The sequence below is a fragment of the Agromyces archimandritae genome (assembly GCF_018024495.1).
Lineage (GTDB): Bacteria > Actinomycetota > Actinomycetes > Actinomycetales > Microbacteriaceae > Agromyces > Agromyces archimandritae.
The window spans coordinates 2,284,467-2,296,534 of record NZ_CP071696.1 but is presented as its reverse complement, the minus strand read 5'-3'; the positions used below and the strand labels follow the sequence as shown (position 1 = coordinate 2,296,534).

Sequence of the window (12,068 nt, the reverse complement as noted above, 5' to 3'; positions counted from 1 at the left end):
CTTCACGCCCCGCAGGCGAACTTGCTATGAACCGGTGGACTCACCCAACCCTGACACGCAGGGTTGCAGCACGAGCTGGTACCCTCGGGCGCCGACCGCCGGATCGTGCCGGATGCGGAGGAGAGCGATCTCGACAGGCAAGTGCTGGACGAACTCATTGCACGGCGGTCCGCTTCCAAGGTCCTCCACGGTGCAGTCACCCGCCGCGAGCAACTCGCACGGCTGAACGTGGTCGATAAGCGCGGAGGCGTCCGGCTCGCAGGTCTGCTTGCGACTGGGCACTACCCCCAGCAATTCTTCCCCAGGCTTCTCGTCGATGTCACGACGCACCCGGGGAGGGAGAAGTCGGCCACCGGCACAGCACTCCGCTTCCTCGACCGCGCGGAGTGCGTCGGCATGCTCGCCGACGTCGTCGAAGACGCCGTCAATGCGGTCGTCCGGAATCTGCGAACGTACTCGACCGTTGATGGAGCCACACGACACGATGTCCCCGAGATTCCTGTCGCGGTCATTCGTGAAGCGATCGCGAACGCAGTACTGCATCGCGAATACTCTCCGATCTTCCTCGGCCAGCCGGTCTCGGTCGATGTCTTCTCGGACCGGGTCGAGGTCACGAACCCCGGTGGGCTCTGGGGCGGGAAGACCACCGACAATCTCGACGACGGGACCTCCCGATGCAGGAACCAGGTGCTCCTGCCGCTCATGCAGCACGTTTCTCCGCGCGGACAATCCGGATTCACCGTAGAAGGACAGGGTGGCGGGGTGCGCTCGATGTTCACCGAGATGGAGGCGCATGCCCTCGATCGGCCGCTTTTCACGGCTTCTGCAGATCAGGTCAAGGTCACACTCAGGCGTCACGGCGCAGAGATTCCCGAGCATCGCGCATGGCTTCGTGCGTTGGCAGATCGAGAGCTCTCTCCGACGAAGACACCGCACTACTGATTTCGCGCCGTGAAGGACGAGTCTCGGTAGAGAGCCTGCGCGAAGCACTCCGGATTGACTCGGACGAGGCAAGGCAGATCCTCGCGAAACTGCGCAGCGAAGGCATCCTCCGGGGGATCGGCGGCGGAGCGTATGTCACCGCCACTGGATCACCGCTTCCCCGCGGTGCGGACGCGGAGATCATCCGTGGGTTGTCGAGTACCGAGCCGCAGAGCATCCATGAGATTTCTGAGTGGAGCGGCTATTCAGTCGGTGCGTTGAGAGTGCGCCTGCGCCGACTCGTCGACGACGGATGGGTCGAAGCGACGGCCGCTCCGCAGAGTCGACATCGACGGTATTTCGTTCCGGCCGCAACCAAACCGATCACTTGACCTGGGCGGTATTCCCGAGCCTCTCCTGCCTCAGGACGGGCCTGCGACCGCAACCGCCGTCGTCGGCCCAGGAGAGGCCGCGTTCGACCGCAGTCACGCCGAGCGCGGGTAGCGCTCAGGCGCGTTCGAGCAGCGCGATCGCCTCGAAGTGGGCGGTCTGCGGGAACATGTCGAGCATCCGCACCCGCGTCGGCACGAGCGACGGCATCGCCGCGAGGTCGCTCGCGAGCGTTTCGGCGTTGCAGCTCGAGTAGACGACGTAGCGTGCGGTGGATGCTTCGAGCCAGGCCGCCAGGCGCGGCCCGATGCCGCGACGCGGCGGGTTCACGATGACGAGTTCGGGGGCGGATGCCGCCTGCTCCGCGAACTCCGTCGCATCGCCCGCCTCGAAGCGCACCCGCTCGAGACCGGCCTCGCGGGCGGCCGCCCGGGCCGCCTCGACCGCGTCCGCGCTGACCTCGATGCCGAGGACCTCGCGGCGTCCGTCCGCGGTGGCGAGCGCGAACCCGCCGACCCCGCTGTAGAGGTCCCACACGCTCGCCGGGTCGAGCTCGCCCGCCCACTCGGCCGCCTGCCCGTACAGCGCCTCGGCGATCGCCGTGTTCGTCTGGAAGAAGCCCTGCGGCCGGAGCGCGAGGTCGAGGCCGCCGACCGGCATCCGCAGCAGACTCGACTCGGTGAGGACGATCTCGCGCTCCCCCTCGAGGATCGCGGCGGGCTTCGGCTGCAGGTTCACGGTGACGACCGCGAGCCGCGGCACCTCCGCGAGCAGCGCCGGGAGGTGCTTGCGGATGCGGGCGAGGGCTTCCTCGGAGCGCAGCACGAAGCGCAGCATGAGTTCGCCGACGGCCGACTCGGTGACGAGCACCGCCTTCAGCTCGCCGCGGCGGGCCGGCACATCGTAGGGTTCGAGGCGGGCGAGGCCGATGAAGCGCGCGAGCGCCGGGAACACGTCGACGAGGCCGGGTTCGCAGATCCCGCACTCGCGGATGTCGACGCCGCGGGCGCCCGGCCCGAGCAGGCCGATCGTCGGCGCCTCGATCGTGCCGCCGATCACCATCTTCGCCTTGTTGCGGTAGCCGGATTCGCGGCTCGCGACGGTCGGCAGCCAGTGGATGCCCTCATGCGCCGCGAGCAGCCCGCGCAGCGCCTCCTCCTTGCCCCGGAGCTGCTCCGGGTACGGCACGCCCATGAGGGTGCACGAACGGCACTCCCCCGCATCGAAATAGGCGCACTGCATGGCCCCGCCAGTGTACGCGGGCGCCCCTGACGGCGCGCCCGGGCATCCACCCCGCCGTTCAGTCGGCGGGCTGCTCGGCCTGCTGCGCGTACAGGCTCGCGTACACGCCGCCGGCCGCGAGGAGGTCCGCATGCGTGCCGCGCTCGGTGATCCGCCCCGCCACGATCACGAAGATCACGTCCGCGGCGATCACCGTCGTCAGCCGGTGGGCGATCGCGATCGTCGTCCGCCCCTTCGACGCGTCGTCGATCGCGGACTGCACGACGCGCTCCGAGATCGTGTCGAGGGCGCTCGTCGCCTCGTCGAGCACGAGCACCTCCGGGTCCTTCAGCAGCACCCGCGCGATCGCGATCCGCTGCTTCTCGCCGCCCGAGAGCCGGTACCCGCGTTCGCCGACGAGGGTGTCGTAGCCATCGGGGAACGAGGCTATCGTCTCGTGGATGTTCGCCGCCCGTGCCGCCGCCTCGAGCTCGGCATCGCTCGCGTCGGGTTTCGCGTACCGCAGATTCTCGGCGATGGATGCGTGGAAGAGGTAGGTCTCCTGGCTCACGATGCCGATGTGCTCCATGAGCGACTCGCGCCTGAGGTCCCGCACGTCCACGCCGGCGAACCGCACCGATCCGCTCGACGCCTCGTACAGCCTCGGCACGAGGTACGACACCGTCGTCTTGCCCGCCCCGCTCGGCCCCACGAACGCCGCGAACTGCCCCGGCTCCACGGTGAACGACACGTCGTCGAGGGTCGGCCGGGCATCCGCCTCGGCATCGGGATAACGGAACGAGACGTGGTCGAACTCGATGCGGCCGACCGGGGCGCCGGGCGGCACATCCACCGCATCCGACGCGTCCGTGATCGCGGGCTTCAGATCGAGGTACTCGAAGATGCGCGCGAACAGCGCCCCCGAGGTCTGCAGGTCGAGGGCGACCCGCATCAGGCCCATCAGCGGGAACAGCAGCCGGCCCTGCACGGTCGTGAACGCGACGATCGTGCCCGCCGTGACATCCGTCGCCCCGCCCGTGATCAGCCAGCCCGACAAGAGGTACACGATCGCCGGGATCGACGACAGGAAGATGTTCACCATCGCGAAGAACCACTGCCCGGTCATCTGCTGCTTGACCTGCAGACGGATCTGGTTCCGGTTCTCGTCGGCGTAGCGGTCGATCTCCGACTGCTGGCGGCTGAACGACTTCGACAGCAGGATGCCCGAGACCGACAGCGTCTCCTGCGTGATCGCCGTCATCTCCGACAAGGACTCCTGCGTCTTCGCCGCGATGCGAGCCCGCACCTGCCCCACCCTGCGCTGGGCGATCACCATGAACGGCATCAGCACGACCGCGATCAGGGTCAGCTGCCAGTTCAGGAGCACCATCGCCACGAACGCCGAGATCACCGTCACGGTGTTGCCGAGCACGCTCGACACCGTGTTCGTCAGCACGTTCGCGACCCCGCCGACGTCGTTCTGCAGCCGCGACTGGATGACGCCCGTCTTCGTGCGGGTGAAGAAGCTCAGCTCCATCGCCTGCAGATGCGTGAACAGCCGCACCCTGAGCTCGCCCATCACCCGGTTGCCGATGCGCGAGGTCAGCCACGTCTGCCACACGCCGATGAGCGCCGACACGACGAACACCACGATCATCGCCGCGACCAGGCCGCCGAGCACCGGCAGATCCGGCCCGGTCTCGGGGAAGAGCCCGTCGTCGAAGGCGCGCTGCGTGAGCAGCGGCGGCACCACGCTGAGCGCCGCACCGACGAGCACGAGCACCACGACCGTGATGAGCGGCCCCCGGTGGGCCCGGAACAGCCCGGCGATACGCCCGAGCAGGTTCGGGATCTTCGGCGCCTCGGCGTTCAGCGCACGCTGCGCGTCCTCGTCGGCCGCCCCGACACGCCCGCGCCCGCCGCCGTGCCCGCCGCCCGGCGGCACCCCTGCGGCACGCGCCGCGCGGCCCCCACCGCCGCCCATGCTCATGCCCTCACCCTACGCCGCGCACCGCATCCACCGGCGCCCGGGCATCCGCTCCGCCCCATCCACCCCCTGCGCATCCACCCCGCCGCACCCGCCCCCGCGCACCCGCTCCTGCGCATCCACCCCGCCGCACCCACCCTGCGCATCCACCCCCGCGCATCCACTCCTGCGCAATGCAGGAACGCACCCGTGTCGCGACCCCTCCCGCCGCATGGCGAGCCCGACACGCCGTGCGCGTTCCTGCATTGCGCAGAAGGCGCCCCGAGAACCGCGGACGAATCCGGGGGAACCCGGAGGAGCTCGAAGGGGTCCCCGCTGCCGACCGGCATCCGCTCCGCCGCCCCGCGACGTCTCCTCCACCGGCATCCTGAGCCGCCGCCGAATCCACAGATTCTCGCCGCAGCCGATCCGAGGCCCCCGCGGGCCCGAAGATCTCCGCATGGCCCACACCCGAATCCCGCCCCGTCACGCCCTGCGACGCCTCGACGGCGCGGCCACGACCGCGGAGCTCCGTGCGCTCGGCGTCGACCGCTCCGCCCTCGCCGCGGCGATGCACGCAGGCGACATCGAACGCATCCGCCGCGGGTGGTACGCGCTGCCCGCCCTCGACCCCGGCATCCGCGAGGCGATCCGCATCGGCGGCCGGCTCGGCTGCGTCTCCGCCGCCGCCCACCACGGATGGGCGACGCCCGAACACCACGGACTGCACGTGACCGTGCCGGCCACTGCATCCCGCCTGCGCCGCGCCGACGAACCGCCGGGCACCGTCGTGCACTGGAGCACGACGGAGCGCAGCACGCGCCTCGTCACCTCATGGTTCGAAACGCTCATGCAGATCGCCCGCTGCGCGAGCCCCGAGCACACCGCCGCCGCGTTCGATTCCTTCCTCGCTCAGGGGCGCGGGCGTGACGTCCTGCTCGAACAGTGGATGTCGAAGCTGCCGCCGCACATCCGCGCCGCCCTTCCCGAGCTCGAGGCCCTCTGCCACAGCTTCCTCGAGACGATCGGCCGCGTCCGGCTCGAACGGTGCGGCATCCGCGGCCGGCATCAGGTCGAGATCGCCGGCGTCGGCCGTGTCGACCTCGTCATCGACGGCTGGCTCGTCGTCGAATGGGACGGTTCGACGCATCGCACGGCCGAGCAGTACGCCGAGGACCGCCGACGGGATGCCATGCTCACCGCGATGGGGTACCGGGTGCTGCGCTTCGACTACCGCACGGTGATGGATTCCTGGTACCTCGTCATCGCGGCCGTGCGCGCCTCGCTCGACGGCGCCGGCCGGGCGCCGGCCTGAGACGGCCGCGGTCACCGCGATGGGCGCACCCCGGCATCCACCCCTCGGCTCTGCGCAATGCAGGAACGCGCACGGCGTGTCGCCCCCGGCCATGCGGCGGAACCGGCCGCGACACGGGTGCGTTCCTGCATTGCGCAGGGAACGGGGCGCACGGGATGCAAGGCGCACCGGGATGCGGCGAGCACCGGTGGATGCGGATGCGGCGAGCACCGGTGGATGCAGCGCGCACCGGGATGCGGCGCGCGCCGGTGGATGCAGCGCGCACCGGGATGCGGCGCGCGCCGGTGGATGCAGCGCGCGCCGGCATCCACCCGGCTCAACCCTTCGTGGAACCGGCCAGAAGGCCGCGCACGAAGTATCTCTGCAGGCTGAAGAAGACGATGAGGGGGATGATGAGGGAGACGAAGGCGGCGGCCGTGAGGCGCTCCCAGTCCTGCCCGCGGGTGCCGGTGAGCTCCGCCAATCGCTGGGTGAGCGGCGCGACGTCCTGCGTGCCGCCCGAGAAGATCAGGGCGACCAGCAGGTCGTTCCACACCCACAGGAACTGGAAGATGGCGAACGAGGCGATCGCCGGGATCGACAGCGGCAGCACGATGCGGAAGAAGATCTGCCCGTGCGTGGCGCCGTCGACGCGGGCGGCCTCGATGACGTCGGTCGGGATCTCGGAGATGAAGTTGTGCAGCAGGAAGATCGCGAGCGGCAGCGCGAAGATCGTGTGCGCGATCCACACCGGCAGGTAGTTCTGCTCGGGGATGATCGGCACGATGTCGTGCAGCCACGCCTGCATGGGCCGCAGCCACGCGGTGAAGATCTGCAGCAGCGGGATGAGCGCCATCTGCAGCGGCACGATCTGCAGCGCGAACACGAACACGAACAGGGCGCCGGCGCCCTTGAACTTGATCCACGCGAAGGCGTACGCGGCCATGCAGGCGATCACCAGCGGGAACAGGGTCGCCGGGATCGCGATGGCGAGCGAGTTCACGAAGTACGCGCCGAGCTGCGGCGACGACTGCGAGGGCGAGAACAGCACCTCGGCGTAGTTGTCGAGGGTCCAGCCCCAGTTCTGGAAGACCGTCCACCAGCCGGTCGACTGGATCTGCTCGGCGGGCCGGAACGAGGAGACGAGCAGGCCGAAGGTCGGGATCGTCCAGATCACGGCGATGACGAGGGAGACGACCGTGGCGGTGCGGGAGGTGAGACGGCGCTTGACGCGGTGCGTCTTCGAACCCTGCGCGACGATGGATGCCGTGTCGCTCCCGCCCCGGGTGCCCGGCGTCGGCAGGTCGACGATGTCGTCGCTCATCGGATCTCCCTCTGCTTGCGGAGCACTCTGACGTTGTAGACCACGATCGGCAGCACGAGCACGAAGAGGATCAGCGCGAGCGCTGCGCCCCGCCCGTATTCGCTCGCGCGGAATGCCTGCGTATACATCTCGTTCGCCACGACCGAGGTGTTGAAGTTGCCGGCGGTCATGGTGCGGACGATGTCGAAGACCTTGAGTGTGGCGATCGAGATCGTCGTGACGACGACGACGAGGGAGCCCTGGATGCCCGGCAGGGTGACGTTGCGGAAGCGCTGCCACGCGTTCGTGCCGTCGAGCTCGGCGGCCTCGAGCTGTTCGGTCGGGATGCCCTTGATCGCCGCCGAGAGCACGACCATCGCGAACCCGGTCTGGATCCAGATCATGACGATGATCAGCAGGAAGGTGTTGACGGGGTCGGTCTGGATCCACTGCACGGGCTCGCCGCCGAAGGCGACCACGATCGCGTTCAGCAGGCCGATCTGCTCACGGCCGCCCGAGCGGTACTCGTAGACGAACTTCCAGATGATGCCGGCGCCGACGAAGGAGATCGCCATCGGCATGAACACGAGCGCCTTGTAGTACTTCTCGCCGCGGGACTTGTCGATGAAGACCGAATACGCCAGGCCCACGATCGTCGAGACCGTCGGCACGAGCACGACCCAGATGATCGTGTTGATCAGGGTGCGGATCGCGGCCGGTTGCGTGAACATCCACACGAAGTGGTCGAAGGTGAACTCGCCGTCGCCGTTCTGGAACGCGAGGAGCGCGGTGCGCACGGCCGGGTAGATGAGGCCGAAGGCGAGCAGCACCATCGCCGGGGCGAGGAAGCCGACGAGCTGCCAGTAGTCGCGGCCCTTCTTCGGCGCCTTGTCGATGAAGAAGATGATGAGCCCGATGATCGCGGCGAACACCGCGAGACCCATGAGGATCTGCAGGATCTTGCCGATGAGATCGGCGGTGGTCATGCGCGCCTCCCGATTGCGACGATGGATCGGGCCCGTCGAGGGGCGGGACCGAAACCGGCCCCGCCCCTCGATCATGCCCGTTCGGGCGTGTGCGGCCTAGTCTTTCGGCCAGCTGGATTCGATCGTGTCGACCGTCTGCTGGGTCGACTCGCCGCCGAGCCAGTTGATGATGCCCTTCCAGAACGAGTCGCTGCCCACGGCGCCCGGCATGAGGTCGGAGCCGTCGAAGCGGAAGGTGGTGTTCTCGTCCTGCAGGATCTCGATCGACTGCTTCAGCACCTCGCTGGAGGCGACCTCGGGGTCCAGGCCCGAGTTCGCGCTGATGACGCCGCCGAGCTCCACCCGGTTGTTCGCCCAGGTGTCGCTGGAGAGGTAGGCGCGCACGGCTTCGACCGTCTCGGAATCGGTGAACGCGACGGGGAACTCGCCGCCGCCCGTGACAGCCTGCGGGTCGTCGGCGTTCACCGGCGGCAGCAGGAACGCATACACGTCGCCGTCCTCGGCCACCTCCGTGCCCTCGGGCCAGAAGCCCTCGTAGAAGGAGGCCTGGTGGTGCAGCGAGCATTCGCCGTCGAGGATCGGCAGACCGGCGTCGCCGAACTCGGTGGAGATGACGGTGGACACGTCGCCGAGGCCGCCGTTGACCATCTCCGGGTTCTTCAGCACGTCGCCGACGGTGTCGAAGGCGGTGACGACCTCGGGCGAGTTGAACGGCACTTCGTGCGTCACCCACTGGTCGTAGAAGTCGGCGCCCGCCTGGCGGAGCACATAGTCCTCGATCCAGTCGGTGCCGGGCCAACCGGTCGCGTCGCCGGAGCCCATGCCGGCGCACCAGGGCTGCCGGCCGCTGTCGGCGGCGATCTGGTCGGCGAGGGCGTTCAGCTCGTCGAGGGTCGTCGGAACCTCGTATCCGTTCTCCTCGAACTCGGTCGGCGAGTACCAGATGAAGCCCTTGACGCTCGCCATGAGCGGTGCGGCGTAGAAGGTGTCGTCGACCGTGCCGTAGGTCTTCCAGTCTTCGGACCAGAATTCGTCGGCGTTGGCCTCGACGGCCTCGGACGCCGGCACGAGCCAGTCGCCCGCGGCGAGGCGCTGCAGGAGGCCCGGCTGCGGGACGATGCCGATGTCGGGGGCGTTGCCGCCCTCGGCCTGCACGGCGATCTGCGCCTCGAACTCCTTCGAGCCCTGATAGTCGATGGTGATGCCGGTGCAGCTCTCGAAGTCCTTCCAGGACTCGATGAGCCGGTCGGCCTCGACGTCCTGGATCGTTCCGCCGATCGTGACGGTCTCGCCCTCGAATGTGCCGTATTCCTCGTAAGGCCCGCAGTCGACGTCGGCCGCGTCGTCGGCGGCGATGTCGCCCGTGCAGGCCGTGAGCGTGAGGCCGAGGGCCGCGACGGCGGCCGCCGGCACGATCCATCGGCGATGCCGTGTGAGTTTCATGTCATCTCCTCGTCGAGTCATGCGGATCCGCATCCGGACCCGGTCCCCGTTTTCCAACGCTACGTCGCCGAGGGAGCGCTCACAAGACACGCCGGGTCACGGGACGGGAACGATCCGCCGCGGGCCTACTCCCCCAGCACGGAGGCCGCGAAGCCGCGCACGCGCTCGGCGAGGCCCTCGATGCGCGCACCGCGCGCCGCCTCGACGTCGAAGCCGACGTAGGCGACCGAGGGGTTGCGTCGCACGTTCGCCGGGCAGCCGAAGTCGGCGCAGACGAGCGTGCCGACGGTATCGCCGCGGCGCCCGGCATCCCCGGCCCGCTTGGCTGCGTAGAAGACGACCTCGCGGGTCAGCTCGACGTCCTGGCACCAGGAGCACTGGGCGCGGGTGCGGGGTTTCGCGTCGGCGCGGCGGAGCGAGACGCCCACGAGCCGGTCGCCGAGTTCGACGACGACGGCGCCGCGCATGGGCGCCTTGCGGTCGCGCCAGCCGTAGAAGTCGCGCGAGGCCCAGTCGGTCTCGGCGAAGTCGAGCGGCAGGGCGAGGTCGGCGATCTCTTTTCGCGATGCGTTCACGAACGAGCCGCGGATGTCGGTTTCGGTGAGTGCGCGCATGGTGCTCCAGGGTAGTCGGATCATTCCGGGGGTCGTATCCCGCCATCCGAATCGCGGAAACCGCGGAAAGGTGGCGGGATACGACCCCCGGAACGGGAAGGGATCGGGATCGGGGTCAGGCGGCGTCGCCGAGGGCGATCGCCTCGCCGACCTCCTCGGTGTGCTCTTCGGCGGCGTCGGCGCGCACGAGCGCCTTGCGGCCGATCGTGACGACGAGGAATGCGACGACGACGACGGCTGCGCCGAAGACGAACGGCCAGGCGCCGCCGAACTGCGCGCCGATCCAGGTCGACAGCGGCGGGGCGATCGCGCCGCCGATGAAGCGCACGCCGGAGTAGGCGGAGGATGCGACGGGGCGGGGCAGATCCGTCGCCTCCATCGAGCATTCGGTGAGCACGGTGTTCAGGATGCCGAGGAGCAGGCCGCCGACGATGACGCAGACGATGAGCCCGACGACCGAGTTCACGAGCAGGGCGGCGCCGAGCAGGACGACGGCGAGCAGCGGCAGCACGATGCGGAGCACCGTGGTGCGCCGCATCCTGGCGGTCAGCCACGGCGCGGCCCACACCGAGGTGACGGCGAGCGCGACGCCCCAGCCGAAGAAGATGAGCCCGAGGGTGATGGCCGAGCCCATGCCGAGCGCTTCGAGGGCGAAGGGCGTGTAGGCCAGCAGCACGAAGAAGCCCATGTTGTAGAAGATCGCGGTGCCGGCCATGACGCCGAGCCCGGGGGTGGCGAGGGCTTTGAAGGGGGCGGAGAGCTTGGTGGGTTCGGGGCGCTCGGGCTCCTTCTGCAGCATCACGACGATCGCGATGAAGCCGATCGCCATGAGGCCGGCGGTGCCGAAGAACGGCGCCTTCCACGACACGGAGCCGAGGAGCCCGCCGAGCAGCGGCCCGATCGCGATGCCGAGGCCGAGGGCGGCTTCGTAGAGGATGATCGCGGATGCCGCGCCGCCGGATGCCGCGCCGACGATGGTCGCGAGCGCGGTGGAGATGAAGAGGGCGTTGCCGAGGCCCCAGCCGGCGCGGAAGCCGATGACGCCGTAGACGGAGCCGGCAAGGCCCGCGAGGGCGGCGAAGACGACGATGACGGCGAGGCCGATGAGCAGGGTGCGCTTGGCGCCGATGCGGGTCGACAGCCAGCTCGTGAAGAACATCGCGAGGCCGGTGACGGCGAGGTAGGTCGTGAACAGCAGTTGCGTCTCGACGGGGCTCGCGTGCAGGTCGCGGGCGATGGCGGGCAGGATCGGGTCGACGAGGCCGATGCCCATGAACGAGACGACGGCGGCGAAGGCGACGGCCCACACCGCCTTCGGCTGCTTGAGGATGGATCCGGTGTCGTGCGCGGTACTCATTCGGCGGGGTGCTCCTGGGGGTGTTCGGGTTCGGATACGGACGATTCGGGGGCGGATGCCGGTTCCGCGGCGGATGCCGGCGTGCGCCCCTCGCCGGAGACCTCGCCGAGGCCGGCGCGTTCGTGCACGATGGCGACGGCGCGGTCGAGGGCGTCGAGGTCGGCCTCGGCGAGCCCGGCGAAGCGGGGGGCGAGGGCCGTGGCGACGGACTCGCGCCATGCTGCGACGGCGGCGAGCCCCTTCGGGTCGGCGGCGATGAGCCAGGCGCGGGCGTCTTCCGGGTCGGGGGTGCGGCGGATCCACCCGCGTTCGTCGAGGGTGTGCACGAGCTTGGTCATGGTGGGCTGGCTGACGCGGCTGGCGCGGGCGAGGGCGCCGAGGCGCATGGGTCCGAGGTCGCGCAGCACGCCGAGGGTGCGCCAGACGGCGGGCGATTCGGTCTCCCCCACGGCCGAGACGGCCAGGCGCGTGAGTCGGTTGTTGACGGCGACGAGTTCCCCGAGCAGCCGGTGGAGCCTGGCGGCCGGCTCTTCGGCGGGCTGGGAGGAGTCGGTCCGAGGCATCCGTCGATTA

10 protein-coding genes are annotated in these 12,068 nt (G+C 69.7%); 2 read left to right on the top strand and 8 right to left on the bottom strand.

Translation table 11 applies throughout. From position 1 onward, the window contains the following. Positions 1-63 precede the first annotated feature (63 nt). Positions 64-942: an ATP-binding protein gene (locus G127AT_RS10440; RefSeq protein WP_210896649.1), complete on the top strand. Its 879-nt coding sequence runs from the start codon at positions 64-66 to the stop codon at positions 940-942. A 486-nt stretch (positions 943-1,428) separates the two neighbouring features. On the opposite strand, the gene rlmC is transcribed toward G127AT_RS10440, so the two are convergent. Together rlmC and G127AT_RS10430 are read right to left on the bottom strand one after the other, a co-directional pair. Next, positions 1,429-2,553 (bottom strand): 23S rRNA (uracil(747)-C(5))-methyltransferase RlmC, encoded by a 1,125-nt coding sequence (rlmC, locus tag G127AT_RS10435; RefSeq protein ID WP_210896647.1) that lies wholly within the window; start codon positions 2,551-2,553, stop codon positions 1,429-1,431. Between the two features lie 58 nt (positions 2,554-2,611). Continuing rightward, a complete protein-coding gene (locus tag G127AT_RS10430) occupies positions 2,612-4,522 on the bottom strand; it encodes an ABC transporter ATP-binding protein (protein ID WP_244857526.1) in 1,911 nt (636 codons plus the stop codon). Between the two features lie 436 nt (positions 4,523-4,958). On the opposite strand from G127AT_RS10430, the gene G127AT_RS10425 reads away from it, so the two are divergent. After that, the gene (locus G127AT_RS10425) at positions 4,959-5,813 is read left to right on the top strand and encodes a type IV toxin-antitoxin system AbiEi family antitoxin domain-containing protein (protein ID WP_210896645.1); all 855 of its coding nucleotides are present in this window, start codon (positions 4,959-4,961) and stop codon (positions 5,811-5,813) included. Positions 5,814-6,129: 316 nt separating this feature from the next. On the opposite strand, the gene G127AT_RS10420 is transcribed toward G127AT_RS10425, so the two are convergent. The 6 genes from G127AT_RS10420 to G127AT_RS10395 all read right to left on the bottom strand — a co-directional run bounded on the left by G127AT_RS10420 (position 6,130) and on the right by G127AT_RS10395 (position 12,058). Continuing rightward, a complete protein-coding gene (locus tag G127AT_RS10420; RefSeq protein WP_210896643.1) occupies positions 6,130-7,116 on the bottom strand; it encodes a carbohydrate ABC transporter permease in 987 nt (328 codons plus the stop codon). Beyond that, positions 7,113-8,081: a carbohydrate ABC transporter permease gene (locus tag G127AT_RS10415; RefSeq protein WP_210896641.1), complete on the bottom strand. Its 969-nt coding sequence runs from the start codon at positions 8,079-8,081 to the stop codon at positions 7,113-7,115. The genes G127AT_RS10420 and G127AT_RS10415 overlap by 4 nt, the downstream gene beginning before the upstream one ends. Before the next feature lie 96 nt (positions 8,082-8,177). Then, complete coding sequence (locus G127AT_RS10410; RefSeq protein WP_210896639.1) at positions 8,178-9,524, bottom strand: ABC transporter substrate-binding protein; 1,347 nt, start codon at positions 9,522-9,524, stop codon at positions 8,178-8,180. A 125-nt stretch (positions 9,525-9,649) separates the two neighbouring features. Next, complete coding sequence (locus G127AT_RS10405) at positions 9,650-10,138, bottom strand: FBP domain-containing protein (RefSeq protein WP_210896637.1); 489 nt, start codon at positions 10,136-10,138, stop codon at positions 9,650-9,652. Between the two features lie 115 nt (positions 10,139-10,253). After that, positions 10,254-11,495 carry an MFS transporter gene (locus G127AT_RS10400; RefSeq protein ID WP_210896635.1) on the bottom strand — a complete coding sequence of 414 codons (1,242 nt, stop codon included), beginning with the start codon at positions 11,493-11,495 and terminating at the stop codon, positions 10,254-10,256. Continuing rightward, the gene (locus G127AT_RS10395; protein ID WP_210896633.1) at positions 11,492-12,058 is read right to left on the bottom strand and encodes a MarR family winged helix-turn-helix transcriptional regulator; all 567 of its coding nucleotides are present in this window, start codon (positions 12,056-12,058) and stop codon (positions 11,492-11,494) included. The genes G127AT_RS10400 and G127AT_RS10395 overlap by 4 nt, the downstream gene beginning before the upstream one ends. Positions 12,059-12,068 lie beyond the last annotated feature (10 nt).